At 45.3% G+C, this 18,971-nt stretch carries 19 protein-coding genes; 15 read left to right on the top strand and 4 right to left on the bottom strand.

Annotation, left to right across the window (positions count from 1 at the left end):
- Nucleotides 1–193 precede the first annotated feature (193 nt).
- A complete protein-coding gene (locus OCU46_RS03145) occupies nt 194–730 on the top strand; it encodes a DUF3332 family protein (RefSeq protein WP_141269529.1) in 537 nt (178 codons plus the stop codon).
- Nucleotides 731–797: 67 nt separating this feature from the next.
- On the opposite strand, the gene OCU46_RS03150 is transcribed toward OCU46_RS03145, so the two are convergent.
- A complete protein-coding gene (locus tag OCU46_RS03150) occupies nt 798–2,270 on the bottom strand; it encodes an aminoacyl-histidine dipeptidase (RefSeq protein WP_141269527.1) in 1,473 nt (490 codons plus the stop codon).
- Nucleotides 2,271–3,214: 944 nt separating this feature from the next.
- On the opposite strand from OCU46_RS03150, the gene OCU46_RS03155 reads away from it, so the two are divergent.
- The 14 genes from OCU46_RS03155 (at nt 3,215) to pgpA (ending at nt 15,890) form a co-directional block, all read left to right on the top strand.
- Nucleotides 3,215–4,507, top strand: a complete 1,293-nt coding sequence (locus tag OCU46_RS03155) for an NCS2 family permease (protein WP_141269525.1) — start codon at nt 3,215–3,217, stop codon at nt 4,505–4,507.
- 27 nt (nt 4,508–4,534) lie between these two features.
- Entirely contained in the window at nt 4,535–4,999 is a 465-nt protein-coding gene (gpt, locus tag OCU46_RS03160; protein WP_141269523.1) for a xanthine phosphoribosyltransferase, read from the top strand.
- 115 nt (nt 5,000–5,114) lie between these two features.
- Entirely contained in the window at nt 5,115–6,353 is a 1,239-nt protein-coding gene (gene frsA / locus OCU46_RS03165) for an esterase FrsA (RefSeq protein WP_141269521.1), read from the top strand.
- Nucleotides 6,354–6,463: 110 nt separating this feature from the next.
- The gene (gene crl / locus OCU46_RS03170; RefSeq protein WP_141269519.1) at nt 6,464–6,853 is read left to right on the top strand and encodes a sigma factor-binding protein Crl; all 390 of its coding nucleotides are present in this window, start codon (nt 6,464–6,466) and stop codon (nt 6,851–6,853) included.
- Nucleotides 6,854–6,967: 114 nt separating this feature from the next.
- Entirely contained in the window at nt 6,968–8,077 is a 1,110-nt protein-coding gene (gene proB / locus OCU46_RS03175) for a glutamate 5-kinase (protein WP_141269517.1), read from the top strand.
- Between the two features lie 39 nt (nt 8,078–8,116).
- A complete protein-coding gene (locus OCU46_RS03180) occupies nt 8,117–9,367 on the top strand; it encodes a glutamate-5-semialdehyde dehydrogenase (protein WP_141269515.1) in 1,251 nt (416 codons plus the stop codon).
- 275 nt (nt 9,368–9,642) lie between these two features.
- Nucleotides 9,643–10,092 carry a transcriptional regulator NrdR gene (gene nrdR, locus OCU46_RS03185; RefSeq protein ID WP_017028267.1) on the top strand — a complete coding sequence of 150 codons (450 nt, stop codon included), beginning with the start codon at nt 9,643–9,645 and terminating at the stop codon, nt 10,090–10,092.
- 198 nt (nt 10,093–10,290) lie between these two features.
- Nucleotides 10,291–11,388 carry a bifunctional diaminohydroxyphosphoribosylaminopyrimidine deaminase/5-amino-6-(5-phosphoribosylamino)uracil reductase RibD gene (ribD, locus tag OCU46_RS03190; RefSeq protein ID WP_141269513.1) on the top strand — a complete coding sequence of 366 codons (1,098 nt, stop codon included), beginning with the start codon at nt 10,291–10,293 and terminating at the stop codon, nt 11,386–11,388.
- Nucleotides 11,389–11,401: 13 nt separating this feature from the next.
- Nucleotides 11,402–12,058, top strand: coding sequence for a riboflavin synthase (locus OCU46_RS03195; RefSeq protein WP_141269511.1), 657 nt, complete (start codon nt 11,402–11,404; stop codon nt 12,056–12,058).
- A gap of 45 nt (nt 12,059–12,103) precedes the next feature.
- Nucleotides 12,104–13,213, top strand: coding sequence for a bifunctional 3,4-dihydroxy-2-butanone-4-phosphate synthase/GTP cyclohydrolase II (gene ribBA / locus OCU46_RS03200; RefSeq protein WP_141269509.1), 1,110 nt, complete (start codon nt 12,104–12,106; stop codon nt 13,211–13,213).
- 138 nt (nt 13,214–13,351) lie between these two features.
- Nucleotides 13,352–13,822, top strand: coding sequence for a 6,7-dimethyl-8-ribityllumazine synthase (ribH, locus tag OCU46_RS03205; RefSeq protein ID WP_017028263.1), 471 nt, complete (start codon nt 13,352–13,354; stop codon nt 13,820–13,822).
- Nucleotides 13,822–14,292, top strand: coding sequence for a transcription antitermination factor NusB (gene nusB / locus OCU46_RS03210; protein ID WP_141269507.1), 471 nt, complete (start codon nt 13,822–13,824; stop codon nt 14,290–14,292). The genes ribH and nusB overlap by 1 nt, the downstream gene beginning before the upstream one ends.
- Before the next feature lie 93 nt (nt 14,293–14,385).
- The gene (thiL, locus tag OCU46_RS03215; protein WP_141269505.1) at nt 14,386–15,354 is read left to right on the top strand and encodes a thiamine-phosphate kinase; all 969 of its coding nucleotides are present in this window, start codon (nt 14,386–14,388) and stop codon (nt 15,352–15,354) included.
- A 32-nt stretch (nt 15,355–15,386) separates the two neighbouring features.
- A complete protein-coding gene (gene pgpA, locus OCU46_RS03220) occupies nt 15,387–15,890 on the top strand; it encodes a phosphatidylglycerophosphatase A (protein ID WP_141269503.1) in 504 nt (167 codons plus the stop codon).
- 54 nt (nt 15,891–15,944) lie between these two features.
- Here pgpA and dxs read toward each other — a convergent pair whose 3' ends face one another.
- Genes dxs through xseB form a run of 3 tightly spaced genes read right to left on the bottom strand, consistent with a single transcriptional unit; the run spans nt 15,945 to nt 18,971 of the window.
- The gene (gene dxs, locus OCU46_RS03225; protein ID WP_141269502.1) at nt 15,945–17,810 is read right to left on the bottom strand and encodes a 1-deoxy-D-xylulose-5-phosphate synthase; all 1,866 of its coding nucleotides are present in this window, start codon (nt 17,808–17,810) and stop codon (nt 15,945–15,947) included.
- A gap of 26 nt (nt 17,811–17,836) precedes the next feature.
- Entirely contained in the window at nt 17,837–18,730 is an 894-nt protein-coding gene (gene ispA, locus OCU46_RS03230; protein WP_141269500.1) for a (2E,6E)-farnesyl diphosphate synthase, read from the bottom strand.
- Complete coding sequence (xseB, locus tag OCU46_RS03235; RefSeq protein ID WP_017028257.1) at nt 18,717–18,971, bottom strand: exodeoxyribonuclease VII small subunit; 255 nt, start codon at nt 18,969–18,971, stop codon at nt 18,717–18,719. Before xseB ends, ispA begins: the two co-directional genes overlap by 14 nt.

Genomic DNA, 18,971 nt, shown 5'->3' on the forward strand with positions numbered 1-18,971 from the left:
TTTATATTTATTCATCTAACCTTTTGATGTTGGTTGTATTTATTGGTTTCACACATGGTTCTGAGGTCAGGAAGACAGAATTGACACTAAAGTTACAAGCAAGTTCAATTATTTTATTGTAAACAATTGAAAATCGGCTATTTTATATAGGCAGATCACCTTTTCATAATAAAAACTTTGAAGGATTCATAGCATGAAAAAATTTGGCTTAAAGGCAGTAGGTTTGGCAGTTGTTGCTGCTTCGTTAAGTGGTTGTATTGGTAGTAACGCCGTGACTGGTTACGTAATGAAGTTCAACCTTGAAGTTGTTGATAACCGTTATGCTCGTGGTGGTGTGAACATGCTTCTTGCTCCGGTTTACGCGCTGACTGTTGCAGTGGATGCGTTGATCTTTAACTCCATTGAATTCTGGGCAGGTAAAAACCCAATCAACGGCAAGCCACACATCTTCGATACAAAAACGAAGACAATGTACAACATGAATGATGATCTTGATCCTTCACTGACAGAAGCTCCTCTAGACCCAATTTCTATGCGTCAGGTTGAATCTTCTACATTTGAAGCTATCGATGCGAATACTATTCAAATGAACGTAACCTACAACAATGGCGACAAAGCATTGATTATGGGTGTGCGTGATGGCGAAAATGTTAGCTACTACTACAATGGCGAGTTAATGTCTGAAACTACGCTTTCTCAACTTCAAGAACTAGCTGCAACTAAAGCATAATTTCTTGCTTTAGATACAAGAAAGCCGAGCTAGAAGCTCGGCTTTTTAATGTCTTCAACAAAGGCAGTTATGCTTTTTCAGGGATATGCTTAAGTAGATTCACCATCTGTTCCCAGAACAAATCCACGGTATCGATTTTCACTTTCTCGTCTGGGGAGTGAGGGAATTTAATCGTTGGGCCAAATGACACCATATCCATGTTTGGATACGGCTTCTTAAACAAACCACACTCTAGACCAGCATGAATCACCATAATGTTTGGTTTATGGCCATACACTTCTTGGTACATGTCGCGGAAGATAGCCATGATCTCTGAATCTGCATCTGGTTTCCAACCTGGGTATGCACCAGAGAACTCAACTTTAGCACCAGACAGGGTAGCCAGTGACTTCAGCATACTTTCCACTTGGCTACGACCAGAATCGATAAGAGAGCGAATCAAGCAAAGCGCTGTCACTTTATCTTGCTCTGTAGTAATTACACCAAGGTTAAGAGAAGTCTCCACGACGCCTTCAATGGCATCACTCATGCGAATTACACCATTTGGACATGCGTTAAGCGCAGCAACTAGTGATTGTTGGCTTTGAGCTGAGAAAACATCATATTGAGCTTGTGCATCTTCAACAAAGGTAACCAGATTGGTTTCAACGGCGCCAAGTTCGGCTTTAAGCATGTCAGTGTAAGCTGCGTACAATTCTTCAAGCTTAGCCAAATGCTTTTCAGGTAGAGCAAGAGTAACGGAGCCTTCACGAGGAATCGCATTGCGCAGACTACCACCGGTAAAATCAATTAGTCTTAACTCTAACTCTGCGGCATGACCGGCCAGAAAACGTGCTAACAGCTTGTTTGCATTACCACGGCCTGTGTGGATATCACAGCCAGAGTGACCGCCCTTTAAGCCCTTCAAGATAAGCTTTTTCGTCACTGACCCTTGAGGTGCTTCTTCACGTTCGATAGCAAATTCAAGGCTAGAATCGATGCCACCGGCACAACCCATGTAAACTTCGCCTTCTTGCTCTGAGTCTGTATTAAGAAGGATATCCCCCTCAAGCCAGCCTTTCTGTAAGCCGAAAGCACCTGTCATGCCAGCTTCTTCATCAATAGTCAGCAGTACTTCGATTGGGCCGTGAGCGATATCGTTTGATTCAAGAACAGCAAGGCACGATGCCATACCGATACCATTGTCTGCACCTAATGTAGTGCCTGTCGCGGTTACCCATTCACCGTCGATATACGGAAGGATAGGGTCGGTAGTAAAGTCATGAACGGTGTCTTCGTTCTTTTGAGGAACCATGTCGATGTGCGCTTGTAGCACGACACCTTTCTTATTTTCCATACCAGGAGTTGCAGGCTTTTTGATAAAAAGGTTGCCTACTGAATCTTCTTTAACGTCTAGTCCTTGATCGATAGCCCAAGCGACAATGTGCTCAGCTAGGGCCTGCTCATGCTTAGATGGGTGCGGGATAGAGCAGATCTTATCGAAGAATGGCCAGATTGGATTTTGAGTTTGTTGGGTGATCTCACTGAGAAATTGGGACATGTAATACTCCTTCATGCATACAGATAGCACCTAAGTACTAAATTCGACCTGATGCAGGTCGACGAATTGTGGGCAGGATATCACTGTGAATTAGGGTTGGACAGGCAATCTCGTAACTATTGAGTAAGTTTTATTATCATTTGTGACGCGATAGTGAAGCAATTGAGAGCAAGTTATTTATTTTACGTGTGAAATTAAATTACCAAAAAAGGTCGTAAAATAGCCTTCTTTGGATTTTTATGCCCTAGGTTAAGAAAATACTTGTAATTAAATTACAAGATCGCTAATATTAATCCTGTCGATACAGACTACCCTTCTGTGAGCCACCCCGCTCATCAATTTGTCTGTATCTATGCTGAATTAAAGCGCTAATTTGTTGATTTTCAACTAATTAACCTTGGGATTTTAGATGGGTATATCAATGGCTTGTCAGCTAAAGATGTATTTCATATAGAGTTTCAACCCTATGTATAGGGTTTTTAAGCATGTGATTGAACTTCGGTTCACCCCTGATATATTGGAAATTTATTACTGATTTCATAAGCCGCCCAGTTTGGAGCGGCTTTTTTTTCGTCTAAATTTCCTACTCGATGACTATCCATGCCTAAGAATGAGAAGTGGATGATGCCGTTTGGGGGTTCTTCTACGGATTATAGGGTTAGAGGCTTATTTCTATGTGCTACATAAGTGTATACCCGTAGTTTCTGAGCTGTAACTTTAAGACATGAGCCAATAATTAACCTCATTATTCTGAAGGTATTAGCGCATTCATATTTATGAATATCAAAGAGTTAATGTGTTCGCTTACATTGACAGCTTGCACATAAAGTGATCCAAATGAATTTATAGACAAAACAGTATGGTATTTCGTGATGTTACTCACTATAATTCACGCCAATTTAGATACGCAAACGATTACTTTTAGAAACTTTTAGGAATTGATTATGCTCGAGAAGCTATTCAAACTACGTGAACACGGTACTACGGTTCGCACGGAAATCATTGCAGGTATGACTACCTTCCTGACAATGGCGTACATCATCTTTGTTAACCCGTCGATGTTGTCTGCAACTGGCATGGATCACGGTGCTGTATTTGTCGCAACGTGTTTAGCTGCGGCTATCGGTTGTTTCATCATGGGTCTATACGCGAACTATCCAATTGCCCAAGCACCAGGTATGGGGCTTAACGCCTTCTTTACTTATGGTGTTGTTCTTGGCATGGGATATGAGTGGCAGGTTGCACTGGCAGCAGTATTTGTGTCGGGCATCTTGTTTATCTTGCTAAGCCTGTTCCGCATTCGTGAGTGGATTATCAATTCAATCCCTATGTCTCTACGTACTGGCATCTCTGCGGGTATTGGTTTATTCCTCGCGTTTATCGGCCTTAAGAACGCTGGCATCGTAGTAGATAACCCAGCTACATTCGTTTCTCTTGGTGATATCACTAGTTTGAACGCGGTTCTAGCTGCTGTTGGCTTCTTTATTACCATCGCTCTTGTTCACCGTGGCGTTCGTGGCGCGGTTATGATCGCTATCCTTTGCGTTACAGTTTTCGGTCTAATTTTTGGCGATGTTCAATACAACGGCTTAATGTCTGCTCCACCAAGCCTAGCTCCAACCTTCATGGAACTGGACTTTGCGGGTGTGTTTGAAGTAGGCATGATCTCAGTTATCTTCGCATTCTTGTTTGTTGACCTATTTGATACAGCGGGTACGTTAGTTGGCGTTGCAACCAAAGCAAACCTAATCAAAGAAGATGGCAAACTGCCTCGTCTTAATAAGGCGCTACTGGCTGACTCAACAGCAACCTCAGTGGGTGCTTTGCTTGGTACTTCTAACACCACATCCTACGTAGAATCAACGGCCGGTGTTGCTGCTGGTGGTCGTACTGGTTTGACTGCGGTAACCGTAGGCGTACTTTTCTTATTGGCTTTGCTGTTTTCTCCATTAGCGGGTATGATTCCGCCCTATGCGACAGCAGGAGCGCTATTTTATGTAGCTATCCTGATGCTTTCTGGTCTAGTGAACATTGACTGGAGTGACATTACAGAAGCTGCTCCTGTAGTAGTAACTTGTTTGCTAATGCCTCTAACGTTCTCTATCGCAGAGGGTATCTCTCTAGGCTTTATCTCTTATGCTGCAATTAAATTGCTGAGCGGTAAGGGACGCGACGTTTCCATGAGTGTTTGGGTTATGTCTGCTGTCTTTATCCTAAAATATGTTTTGACCGTGTAATTGCGTCATTAAATAGGTTTTCAAGTTATGCCAAAAAAATACATCATCACCTGGGATGAAATGCAGACAAACTGTCGTGAGCTTGCTGCTCGCCAAATGCCTGCTGAACAGTGGAAAGGTATCTGGGGTGTGAGCCGTGGTGGTCTAGTACCTGCTGCTATTCTTGCTCGTGAATTGGGTATCCGTTACGTTGATACTATTTGCATCTCAAGTTACGACCATGATCACCAACGTGATATGAGCGTTCTTAAAGCACCTGAAGGTGATGGCGAAGGCTTCCTAATCGTTGAAGATTTAGTGGATAGTGGTGACACTGCACGTAAGCTACGTGAAATGTACCCTAAAGCGAAATTGATCGCGGTATGTGCAAAGCCTTCTGGCGCTGAGCTACTGGACGACTACGTTGTTGATATTGCTCAAGAGACTTGGATTGAGCAACCTTGGGATATGCAGCTACAATTTGCTGAACCAATCAATCGCAAGCGCAAGTAATTTGCTCTTTCGATGCTCACAAAGTATCGCAAAATAATTTTTATATTAAATGCCTCTATTTAGAGGCATTTTTTGTTTATGCTTAGGCATAAGTTCAACTCGAAGATGCCCTCATATGACTGAAGAACACAATAAAAACCTTTCCGAACAACTATTCTCTAAGCATTTACAAGCTAAAGAAACTTCTGGCTTAACGCAATACATGCCAAGCAGCTTGAGCATCTTAGAGAGTAAGCCAAAGCATTCTTGGTACCGTAACTTGCGCCGTTTGCAATGGATCTGGCAGGGGGCGGATCCAATTGAACAAGATCAGGTACTTGCTCGTATATCTTCATCCGAACACTCTCGAAGCAACGATGAATGGTTGGATACGGTCATGGGATTTCGTTCGGGGAATTGGGCCTATGAATGGACTCATGCCGGAATGGTTCATCAAAAACGGGCGGCAGATTTAAAGGGCGATGAAGCCGCAGAAGCACTGTATAAAGCGAGCCTCTATTTCAGCATTGCAGCCTACCCACATATAAAGGGCGATAATCTTTCCCTGCAAGCGCAAGTATTGGCCAATAAAGCCTATGAGGATGCATCCCACGCGAGTAAGTATGTATTTAAGCAACTGAATGTGCCTTACAAAGGCAAAACAGTGCAAGCGAACTTACACTTGCCACATACTGAACGTCCGCTACCTGTAGTGATTGTATGTGCGGGACTAGATAGCGTACAGACCGATATGTGGAAGCTTTTCCTAGACCACTTAGCTCCTAATGAATTTGCGATGTTGACCATTGACATGCCATCGGTGGGTAAGAGCAGTCAATGGACACTTTCAGAGGATACAAGCTGTTTGCACAAGGCACTGCTGGATTATTTGCCTGAAGTGCCATTTGTAGACCACTGGAAGGTAGGACTACTTGGTTTCCGCTTTGGCGGCAATGCGCTGGTGCGCTTGAGCTTTTTAGAGCAAGACAGGATTAAGGCGTGTGTTGCAATAGGCTCGCCTGTACATGACATCTTAGCGAACCCAGAAAAGCTGACGAACATGTCGAAGATGTATCTCGATGTTCTGGGCTCTCGTCTAGGTAAGTCGCCGATAGATATTCAAAGCTTGTCTGGGCAGATGTCAGCATGGTCTCTTCGTACTCAAGGTTTGCTTGCTGCACGTCGCACCAATGTACCTATGCTAGCCATTTCTTTGGAAGGTGACCCAGTTGCGCCGCATAGCGACAATAAATTGATAGCAATGTCGAGTAAGGTTGGGAAAGCAGTAAAGATCCCATCAAAGAATTTGAGCTCTGGATACCAAAAATCATTAAACCTAGCGATAGATTGGCTTCTTGAAGAATTAAAATCGTGACAAAGATGTTAATTTAGTGGCACTATAAGTGTTGCTTATGTAACTGATGAGCAACATAAAATTCGCTGTGCGTAGTTGTGCATGGCGAAGAAATAATAAATGGAGTTATTATGCCAGGGAACCAACCTACTTATCATCGCATGATCGCAAAGCTCAAAGCGATTGGTCCTTATCTACGTGAAGCAGAATGTAAACCCAACCTTTTCTTATTCGATTGCTTGTCTGTTTGTGTCGACGACACTAAATCACCAGAGTGCCGAGAATTTTGGGGCTGGTGGATGGAGTTAGAGAAGCAAGACGAAGAAAATATATGTACCGCTCGTTTTCATCATGGAAAATATAACGCGTCAGGTGCATGGATAGATGAAAAGCTTCCATCAGCTGCAGAGGCAGAAGTGCAGCGCACTCAAAGTGTTTTTCAAGCTAAAGTGCAAAAGCAACTGACGGAGCAATTCGCCTTAGAGTTTGCTTTGCATGAAGACTCAGAAGCTATCGCTTAATTAAAAAACATTGATTCAAGGCGCCCAAGGGCGCCTTTTTGTTTTTTTAGCTTGTGCAACGGGTCACACCTTGTTAAAAAAGGGACTCTTTTTATCAGTATCATTGAGTAACAAATGCAAGCTAAGACAGTTGTGGTGAAACTTGGCACAAGTGTGCTAACAGGGGGCTCTCAGTTCCTTAACCGCGCCCACATGGTTGATTTAGTGCGCCAATGCGCAGAATTGAAGCAGCGTGGCTATAACCTAGTTCTAGTATCTTCTGGCGCGATTGCCGCTGGCCGAGAGCATCTAGGACACCCCCAACTCCCCAACTCAATGGCAAGCAAGCAACTGTTAGCTGCGGTGGGTCAGTCACACCTTATCCAGGTGTGGGAGTCACTGTTTTCAATCTATGGCCTAAAGATTGGCCAAATGTTGCTGACTCGCGCTGATCTTGAAGATAGAGAGCGCTTCCTAAATGCTAGGGATACGATTAATGCCTTGGTTGAGCATGACATTATTCCTATCGTAAATGAGAACGATGCTGTAGCGACCACGGAAATCAAGGTGGGAGATAACGATAATCTTTCGGCACTGGTTGGGATTTTGTGCGGAGCGGATACTTTATTACTGTTGACTGATCAGCCGGGTCTATTTACTGCCGATCCAAGAAACAATCCAGAAGCAGAGCTGATTCGTGAAGTCACCACCATTGATGAAACCCTGCGTAAAATTGCAGGTGGTAGTGGCACAACCCTAGGAACGGGGGGTATGGCGACTAAACTTCAAGCAGCCGATATTGCCCGTCGCGCAGGTATTGAAGTGATCATTGCTGCTGGAAGTGCGCAGGATGTGGTGATTGAGAGTGTTTCCTCTTCGCCAAGTGGTACGCGTTTCGTTGCGCTTCCTGAAGCTCTGGAAAATCGAAAGCGCTGGATATTGGCTGGCCCAGCGGCAACCGGTGAAATTGTTATCGATGAAGGCGCAGTCAAAGCCTTACAAACAAAAGGCAGTAGCCTTTTAGCTAAAGGTGTTGTTGGCGTTAATGGCAACTTTGCTCGCGGTGAAGTGGCTCGAGTTATCAGTCAAACTGGAGCCTTGATTGCAAAGGGTCTAGTTAGCTACTCCTGCGATGATATGCGCCAAATAAAGGGCATGCACAGCAAACAAATAGGTGAAACTTTGGGTTATGACTATGGCTCCGAAGTGGTACACCGTGACGATTTAGTCATGATGCAAGATTAAGAGCTTAATTGCTCAAAAGAAATTATAGAGGATGACACAGTGGATCTAATTCAACTTGGCCAGCGCGCGAAACAAGCATCTTTTGCCCTAGCAACAACGACCACAACAACTAAGAACCAAGCTCTAGCGATTATGGCTGATGAGCTGGAGAAGCAGTCGCAGATTATTCTAGAAGCGAATGCTATCGATATTCAAAAGGGTCGTGAAGCAGGCATGAGTGAGGCGCTTCTTGACCGCTTGTTACTGAATGAGGCTCGATTATCGGCAATTGCGGACGATGTTCGCAATGTTATCAAGCTAAGCGACCCTATTGGCAGTGAACTGGACAGTCGCGTCCTAGAAAATGGCTTGTCATTATCTCGCAGACGCGTGCCTTTAGGTGTGGTCGGTGTGATCTACGAGGCTCGTCCAAATGTGACTATTGATATTGCCTCTTTGTGCTTAAAAACGGGTAATGCCAGTATTTTGCGCGGTGGCAGAGAGACCTTCCATTCAAACATGGCTTTGGTAAAGGTAATCCAAACGGCACTTGAGCAAGCTGGACTGCCAGCTGCTTCTGTCCAATACATCGAAAAGCCAGATCGTGAGCTAGTTTCTCAACTACTGAAGTTAGATGACTATGTTGACATGATCATTCCTCGTGGCGGTGCGGGTTTACATAAAATGTGTAAAGAAAACAGCACTATCCCAGTGATCATTGGCGGCTTTGGCATTTCTCATGTGTATGTCGATGAGAGTGCCGATATTGAGCGATCGCTAACAGTGGTGGAAAACTCTAAGGTGCAGCGTCCTTCTGCATGTAACTCTTTGGATACCTTGCTGGTGCATCAATCAATCGCAGAAGAGTTTTTAAGTAAACTGGCTAACCAACTGAGTGACAAAGTCGAGTTTGTGGCAGATGCGTCTGCATTGCCTTATTTGGCTAATGCCGCCAAGCTTCGTGAAGCTGCTCTGGGTGATTTTGACACTGAGTGGCTTGCATTCATTTTGGGTGTTAAGGTGGTTAAAGATGTGGATGAGGCTATTGAGCATATGCGTGAGCACAACGCGAGCCACTCTGATGCCATTATGACCAATGACTTGAATAATGCAGAACGCTTCATTAACTCGGCAGGATCAGCGGCAGTATATGTGAATGCGTCAACGCGCTTTACCGATGGTGCTCAGTTTGGCCTTGGCGCCGAGGTTGCGGTTTCTACGCAAAAATTACACGCTCGTGGCCCTATGGGATTAGAAGAACTCACCAGCTATAAATGGGTAGGAAAGGGCAACTACTTACCAAGACCTTAGTGTTTGGTTAACCGTTGCCGGTAACAAGCTGAAAATCAAGATGATTCCACTCATTAAGATTTTGACATAAAAAGTAATGAGGGCTCTATCACAGAGCCCTTTTTTGATGCCCAAGCATAGGGCTTCACTCTCGAATCAATTCATGAAATCCGTTACACTAATCAGATCAAACTGCATTGCTAATAATACTCACTACTAACACCAGATAGACGTTGGCTTTAGTTAGGTGAGTAAGAACCGCATAGCAGCCCTTTCATCGTATATATGGAGCTTGTATGCACTGCCCATTTTGTTCAGAGAATGAGACGAAAGTAATCGATTCCCGATTGGTTGCTGACGGGCATCAAGTACGCCGTCGTCGCCAATGCCTAGCATGTAGTGAGCGCTTTACCACCTTTGAGACCGCCGAACTGGTGATGCCAAAGGTGATTAAATCCAATGGAAACCGAGAACCGTTCAACGAAGATAAACTCTCTAACGGTCTGCATCGCGCACTGGAGAAACGCCCTGTGAGCGCTGATGCGGTAGAGCTTTCTATGAGTGTCATTAAATCTAAGCTACGAGCTACCGGTGAGAGAGAGGTTTCCAGTGATATGATTGGCAATCTTGTAATGGAGCAATTGAAAGAATTAGATAAGGTTGCCTACATTCGTTTTGCGTCTGTCTACCGCAGCTTCGAAGATATCCGCGAGTTTGGCGAAGAGATCGCCAGACTGGAAGACTAATACCAATCGTAGTAAATAACTGTTCAGCCTAGCTGGTTAAAACACTCGACAACGGCGTTAGAATTTTTGATTGTAGCCCCACTACTAATTAAACATTCTGCCTTGTTATCCAGCGTTTTTCCTGCGCTACTTCTGAACACTCACTTACTGTGATTGGTATAATGCGTAGAATAGATTTTCAACCTCAAAGAGTCATAAATGAGTTTTTCTGTATTTGACCATCAGATGATGGCGAAGGCGATAAAGCTGGCTGAAAAAGGTCGCTTTACCACACATCCGAACCCCAATGTTGGGTGTGTCATTACTCAAGGTGAAGATATCGTTGGTCACGGCTATCATATTCGAGCCGGTGGCCCGCATGCGGAAGTACATGCCTTGCGTATGGCTGGTGACAAGGCGGTAGGTGCCACAGCGTACGTAACACTTGAGCCTTGCTCTCATTATGGTCGTACGCCACCTTGTGCGGAAGGACTGATTAAGGCGGGAGTTTCCCGTGTTATTTGCGCTATGCAAGACCCTAACCCGCAGGTCTCAGGTAATGGTATTGCCATGCTCAAAGGGGCGGGTATAGAGGTGCAAGTAGGATTACTTGAATCTGAAGCTGAACGTATCAACCGTCCATTTTTGAAGAAAATGCGCACCGGTTTGCCATGGGTTCAACTGAAAATGGCTGCTAGCCTAGATGGCAAAACAGCCCTGAGTAATGGTCAAAGCCAGTGGATCACCAGTAGCCAAGCGCGTGCAGATGTTCAGCTCTACCGAGCACAATCGGGCGCTATTCTCTCTAGCTCAAAAACTGTGATTGATGATAATGCCTCTCTTAACGTGCGTTTCACTGAATTGCCAGACGAAACCCAATCCTTGTACCCAGAGGGAGAGGTGAGACAGCCACTGCGTGTTATCCTAGACCGTCAGCAAAACTTGAACCCAGAATTGTCCCCAAAGCTGCGCCTATTTAATACTGAAGGCGAGGTGCTGCTGATTTCTGAGCAGAAAAATAGCCAAGAAAAACACATAGATTTACCAGAGCTACTTGCAAAGCTTGCTCGGGAGCACAATATAAACCACATCTGGGTGGAAGCTGGAGCGACACTCGCTGCCAGTTTCATCGAGCAACAGTTAGTCGATGAGCTCGTTGTTTACTTAGCACCAAAGATCATGGGAACCGATGGTCGAGGCTTGGTTAACCTATTAGGCTTAACTAGCATGGACCAGACCATTGATCTGAACATTGAACAACTCACCCAAGTAGGGCCGGATATTAAATTGGTTGCTACGTTCAAAACATCAAAATAGAGTAGGATTTACTATGTTTACCGGTATTGTTGAAGCCGTTGGTACGCTTTCTAGCATTACAAATCAGGGCGAAGACATCTCAATCACGGTGGAAACCGGAAACTTGGACATGTCTGATGTCAAACTTGGCGACAGTATTGCCACTAATGGCATTTGTTTGACCGTTGTACGATTTGATAATCGCTCGTTTACCGCTGATTTGTCAGTCGAGACTTTAAATAAAACGGGCTTCAGCCAATATCAGGTGGGTGACAGAGTAAACCTAGAAAAGGCCATGTTACCGACGACTCGCTTCGGTGGCCATATTGTCTCCGGGCATGTGGATGGCGTTGGCACCATAGTGGAAAGAATTCCTGTTGGCCGCGCTGTCGAGTACTGGGTTGAAATGCCATCGGATCTTGAGCGCTACGTGGCTCAGAAAGGCTCCATTACCGTTGATGGTATCAGCCTAACGGTGAATGCCTTACGTAAGAATGGTTTTAAACTCACTATCGTGCCACACACGTCGGAACAAACCATTATTGACGAATTTGAGGTTGGCCGAAGAGTCAATCTTGAGGTCGATGTCCTTGCTCGCTATATGGAGCGATTGCTTGGGATGGGCTCGAATCAGCAACAAGGTTCCTCTACTATTACGATGGAATTTTTACAACAAAACGGCTTTGCATAGTCGTTTCTATACGCGTGCGACAGACACTTAACTAGGAAAGAAAAAATGCCTATCAGCTCACCGCAAGAAATTATTGAAGATATTCGCTTAGGTAAGATGGTTATCCTAATGGATGATGAAGATCGTGAAAACGAAGGCGATCTTATCATGGCTGCGGAACATATTACTCCTGAAGCCATCAACTTCATGGCAACCTACGGACGCGGTCTAATCTGTCTGACCATGACTCAAGAGCGCTGCGCGCGTCTTGGTCTTCCTCCTATGGTGCAAGATAACAATGCTCAGTACTCAACAGCGTTTACCGTTTCAATTGAGGCTGCTGAAGGTGTGACTACTGGTATTTCTGCTGCTGATCGTGCTGTGACGGTACAAGCGGCTGTCGCACCCGATGCAAAGGCTGCTGACTTAGTTCAACCAGGGCACATTTTCCCTCTATCTGCGCAAGATGGTGGTGTTCTAACACGCGCTGGACATACTGAAGCGGGTTGTGATTTAGCACGCCTAGCGGGTTGTGAGCCTGCATCGGTGATCGTGGAGATTTTAAAAGACGATGGTGAGATGGCACGTCGTCCAGATCTTGAGATTTTTGCTGAAAAGCATGATGTTAAATTGGGCACAATTGCGGACTTGATTGAGTACCGCAACAATACCGAGACAACCATTGAGCGTGTCGCTGAGTGTAAAATGCCAACGGAATTCGGTGATTTTGATATGGTGACGTACCGTGACACCATTGATAACCAAATTCACTATGCACTGCGCAAAGGCGAGGTCTCTGAAGAACCATGCCTAGTCCGTGTACACTTGCAAGATACCTTTACTGATTTGCTGCACTCTAACCGCGATTCAGACCGCAGCTGGTCTCTAGATAAAGCGATGAAGCGCATTGGCGAAGAGGGCGGTGTACTTGTAGTGCTTGGTCATGAAGAGACGAGTGAGCAGCTTATTTATAAGCTGAAGGCATTCGAGCAGCAAGATAAAGGAGAAGCCCCTACTATGGCTAAGAAACAAGGCACCTCACGTCGAGTAGGTGTAGGCTCCCAGATCTTAGCTGACATGGGCGTAAGCAAGATGAAGCTGATGTCATCAAGCAACAAACGTTACCACTCTCTGTCGGGCTTTGGTCTGGACGTAGTCGAGTACGTGTGTGATTAACAATTAATATGGATGGGTCATTGTTTTGGCCCGTTTAACCAATAACTCGAGAATTAGCTGAAATGATATTAGATCCTAGTCACATTATTGTGCTAGAATCCGGCGATTCTCGCTCATGAGATAGTTGAAGGAAAACTTATGAAAGTCATCGAAGGTGGATTTCCAGCACCCAATGCAAAAATTGCTATAGTAATTTCGCGTTTTAACAGCTTCATTAATGAAAGCTTGTTGTCTGGTGCTATCGATACCTTGAAGCGACACGGACAGGTTGCAGAAGAGAATATTACAGTAGTGCGTTGTCCAGGTGCGGTAGAATTACCACTTGTTGCTCAACGTGTTGCTCGTACTGAGAAATACGATGCTATCGTTTCTCTAGGTACGGTAATTCGTGGCGGAACGCCACACTTCGACTATGTTTGTAGTGAGTGTAATAAAGGTCTAGCACAAGTGTCACTGGAGTACAGTTTACCAGTTGCATTTGGTGTTTTGACTGTTGATACCATAGATCAAGCTATTGAGCGTGCTGGAACCAAGGCTGGTAACAAAGGTGCAGAGGCTGCACTGAGCGCGCTAGAGATGATCAACGTTCTTTCTGAAATCGATTCCTAATGGGGGCCAGTGTGAAACCAGCCGCACGTCGTAATGCACGTCAATTTGCTCTACAAGCTATATATTCTTGGCAGATCACTAAAGAGAATATCGCAACTGTAGAAGAACAGTTTTTGTCCGCTGGAAAGTATGGTGAAGAAGAGACCCATGCTGACGAGCCAGCGTTAAATGAACAAGAGACAGATGTAGCATACTTCCGTGACCTGTTGACTGGTGTTGCACTGTCTCACCAAGAGCTCGACAGCAAGCTACGTCCATTCCTTTCTCGTCCTATGCAGGACTTGGATATGATGGAGTTAGCGCTACTTCGTCTAGCAATTTATGAGATGACTCGTCGTGAAGACGTTCCTCATAAAGTTGTTATTAACGAAGCGATTGAATTAGCAAAAGTGTTTGCTGCTGAAGACAGCTACAAGTTTGTTAATGGTGTGCTTGATAAAGCAGCGCCATCGCTTCGCAAAAACAAATAATAGTCGAAACCGATTGTTGAAAATCATATAGTTATAAAGGTCAGCATCTGCTGGCCTTTTTTGTATGTGTTGATTTACGTAATGGGAGTGAGTGTGGCAGGTGAGTTTGAGCTAATTAGCAAGTATTTTGCTAAACAGAAGCTAGAACGAAGTGACGTTGAATTATCTCAAGGTGATGATTGCGCCCTGTTGGTTTCTCCTCCTGGCACTCAGATTGCCGTCAGCACTGACTCGCTCGTTGCCGGCACTCACTTTCTTGCAAATGCCAATCCCAAGTGGGTAGGGCATAAGGCGCTTGCCTCAAATATCAGTGATCTGTCCGCTATGGGGGCAGAGCCTGCTTGGGTCTCGATGGCAATCTCACTGCCTGAGCCTGATGAGAAATGGCTTGAAGGATTTTGTGAAGGGTTCTTTAGTCTTGCCGATGCCCATAATCTGCAATTGATTGGCGGAGATACTACTCGAGGCCCATTGAGTATTACGTTAACCATTCATGGCTTTGTTCCTGAGAAACAAGCGCTTCTGCGCTCTGGCGCTCAAGTGGGTGATAAGGTCTTTGTCAGCGGGTCTCTTGGTGATAGTCATGCTGGGCTTGAGGTTATACTTGATAACGAAAAGCGTCTTTTACCCAACGCCTCAAAGCTTGAAAAGCGCCACTATTGTGCGAGCTCTAGAGCAAGCTTAGGGATGCTATTAAGGGGTAAGGCGAGCAGTTGTATTGATATCTCAGATGGCTTGATTTCAGATATAAAGCATATCATGACACGCTCTAACGTAGGTGCTGAGCTACATTGCGACAAGCTTCCTGTGTCTCAAGAACTGGTTGAGTTTTGCCGGGGTGAACAAACCGCTCAAAACTACGCATTAAAAAGTGGTGAAGAGTACGAGCTGTGTTTTACCGTGCCACAACATCTGATAGAGTCTGTGCGTCAGGTGGCGGAAACTGAAAGCGTACAGATAACAGAGGTTGGAGAGATCACTGATTCTCAAACCTTGAAACTGTTTCGTAATAACAAAGCCTTACAAGAGAATGTGGCCGGTTTTGACCACTTTCGTTCTTGAATCTATTGACTAAAACGACTTAGAGATACTCAATGAGCAATCCCCTTGATAAGATTTCGTTAGAAAACCCATGGCATCTATTAGCAACAGGTTTTGGTAGCGGACTCTCACCTATCATCCCTGGCACAATGGGCACCTTGGCTTCTATTCCGCTTTACTTAGCGCTAGTGCAGTTGCCTTTGGGCGCATATACGGTGGTTGTGTTACTTAGCTGCGTTATTGGCATCAAAATTTGTGACGTTACTGCCAAGGATATGGGGGTTCATGATCACGGCTCTATTGTATGGGATGAATTTGCAGGATTTTGGATTACCATGCTGGTGGTTCCACTATTGAGTATTCCGGCTAATGAGTGGCGCTGGCTGATTGCAGGTTTTGTATTATTCCGCTTCTTTGACATGGTCAAGCCATGGCCAATTAGCTACTTAGACAAACATGTCCATGGTGGCTTTGGAATTATGATAGACGACATTTTAGCTGGTGTTATGGCTGGGTTGTGCTTGGCTTTACTAGGCTGGGGACTAGGCTGGATTTAGTTATTTGCTACTAGTTGGTACAAAGCCCTAGTTCCGAAGAACTAGGGCCAGATTTTACTTCGCGAGATACGCTTCAATTTGACGCTGAATACCTTCGGCATCTAGGCCTAGTTCAGCATGCATCTCTTCTTGTGTACCTTGAGCGATAAATCGGTCTGGAAGACCTAGGTTTAATACCGGCTTGGCGATCTTTTGCGACATTAGGTACTCCACAACACCGCTACCTGCACCGCCTGCAACGACGTTCTCTTCAATAGTCACCAATACATCGTGCTCTGCAGCCAGTTGCTGTATCAATTCTTCGTCTAGAGGCTTCACAAAGCGCATATCGGCCACGGTTGCGCCAAGTTTCTCCGCTGCTTGCTGGGCATTATCAAGGAAGGTACCAAAGCTCAAGATAGCCACCTTACTTCCTTGGCGAACAACTCGGCCTTTACCAATCTCAAGTGCTGTGAAAGATTGCTGAATTTCAGCCCCAATGCCACTGCCTCTTGGGTAGCGAACCGCTGCTGGCCCTTGATGTTGATGGCCGGTGTAAAGCATTTGACGGCATTCGTCTTCATCACTTGGCGCCATTATCATCATGTTAGGGATGCAGCGCATAAAGCTCAGATCAAAGGCGCCCTGATGCGTTTGACCATCCGCGCCTACTAGGCCTGCTCGGTCAATAGCGAATAGCACGGGTAGATTCATAATAGCGACATCATGAATCAGCTGATCGTAGCCACGTTGTAAGAAGGTGGAGTAGATTGCCACAATAGGCTTGTTGCCTGAGATAGCTAATCCGGTAGCTAGAGTCACTGCATGTTGCTCGGCAATGGCCACATCAAAATATTGTTTTGGAAACTCTTTGGAGAAGCGCACCATGCCAGAACCTTCACGCATAGCAGGCGTGATCGCCATTAGCTTGGGATCTTGCGCTGCCATATCACAAAGGAAATCGCCAAAGACTTTAGAGAAGGTTGGTTTGCCACCCTTGCTCTTTGGTAATGAACTTGTCGCTGGATCAAACTTAGGCACTCCGTGATAACCAATAGGGTCTTTCTCAGCAGGCTCATAGCCTTTGCCCTTCTTGGTCATAATGTGCAGGAACTGAGGCCCTTTAAGATGGCGCATGTTCTTCAGCGTTTTAACAAGCTCTAGTACATCATGGCCATCAACAGGACCTATGTAGTTGAACCCTAGCTCTTCAAACATAGTACCTGGAACAACCATGCCTTTAAGGTGCTCTTCGGTACGACGAACCAATTCTTTAATCGGTGGCACGCCGGATAAGACTTTTTTACCGCCCTCACGAATGGAGGTATACAGACTGCCTGACAACACTTGCGCCAGGTGATTGTTGAGAGCGCCAACATTTTCAGAGATCGACATTTCGTTGTCGTTCAGCACTACAAGCATGTCTGGGTGAATGTCACCAGCGTGGTTCATGGCTTCAAACGCCATGCCTGCAGTTATAGCACCATCACCGATAACGCTTACAACCTTGCGGTTCCTGCCTTCTTTTTCCGCACCAATCGCAATACCAAGAGCGGCACTGATGGAGGTGGAAGAGTGTCCAACTGAAAGCACGTCATATTCGCTTTCGCCGCGCCACGGGAACGGATGCAATCCATCTTTTTGACGAATGGTAGGCATTTGCTCACGGCGACCCGTTAAAATTTTGTGCGGGTAAGCCTGATGTCCTACGTCCCACAGAAGCTGATCATAAGGAGTTTGATAGACGTAGTGTAGGGCAACGGTAAGCTCGACCGTACCCAAACCTGAGGCTAGGTGACCACTGGATTGGCTTACACTGTTAAGTAGGTAAGTACGCAGTTCATCACAAAGTGTTGGAAGCGTCTCTTTGGGAAGAGAACGCAGCTCATCAGGCGTGTTGGCCAATGCCAATGTTGGGTATTTCGAGATATCAAGTGTCATATGTATTCGCGCTGATAAGTGAGTAATTAATTCTTTCTTTCGACCACATAGCGAGCAAACTGCTCTAGAAGGTCAGTGTTGTAAGGAATGCCTTCTAACTCAAGTAGGGCTTTTTCTAACAACAGTTTCGCTTTTGCCTGTGCACCTTCAAGTCCAAGAAGTGAAGGATAGGTCGATTTATTCAATGCTAAGTCGGAGCCTTGAGGCTTGCCTAACGTTTCTGTATCACTAGTAATGTCTAAGATGTCATCTTGGACTTGAAAAGCCAGTCCTATCTTTTCTGCAAAGGCGGTAAGACGAGGTAATTGCTCGATGCCTTGCTCGCCGGCGGCTAAAGCTCCCAACTGAATGGCAGATTTTATCAGTGCGCCTGTTTTATTGCGATGAATCAGTTTTAGTTCGTCTAAAGAAACTTGACGGTTTTCCGCCTCTAAATCTAGGGACTGCCCTAGGCACATCCCTGAAGCACCAGAGGCGCTGGCTAGACTTTGTACCATCTTTATACGGTAACTTTCCGCTTGAGGGGCAAGTTTGCCCTCAGCCAAGATACTAAAGGCTAAAGTTTGCAGAGCATCACCGGCCAGAATGGCGGTCGCTTCATCAAACTCAATATGGCACGTCGCTTGGCCACGACGTAATTCGTCGTCGTCCATAGCTGGCAGATCATCATGAATCAATGAATAAGCATGGATACATTCAATGGCTGAGGCCGGCGTATCCAAGGACTCATCATTCAAACCAAATACTGAGCCTGTAGCGTAAACAAGAAAAGGTCGAGCACGCTTACCACCCAATAATAGCCCATAGCGCATAGCCTGAATCAGGTTGTTGTCTTGAGAGTGTAAAGAGTTTAACCAGGTTTCTAGTTGCTGGTTGTTGCGCTTTTGGTAGCTTTCAAGTCGCTGTTTAAAATGGGTCATCGCCAGATTCAAATTTGAAGTCTTGAGGAGTCGCTTCAACCTGATTTTCCATCAAGATTGAAACACGTTGTTCTGCTTGGTCTAACTTGGATTGACCAGCACGAGCTAGTGCAATACCGCGTTCGAAATTCTTCAATGCAGAATCGAGTTCGAGATCACCTTGTTCAAGCTGATTTACTATGCTGTCGAGCTCTTTGAGAGACTCTTCAAAACTCATATTCTCTGGTTTTTTGGTCGCCAT

The sequence above is a fragment of the Vibrio comitans genome (assembly GCA_024346835.1).
Lineage (GTDB): Bacteria > Pseudomonadota > Gammaproteobacteria > Enterobacterales > Vibrionaceae > Vibrio > Vibrio comitans.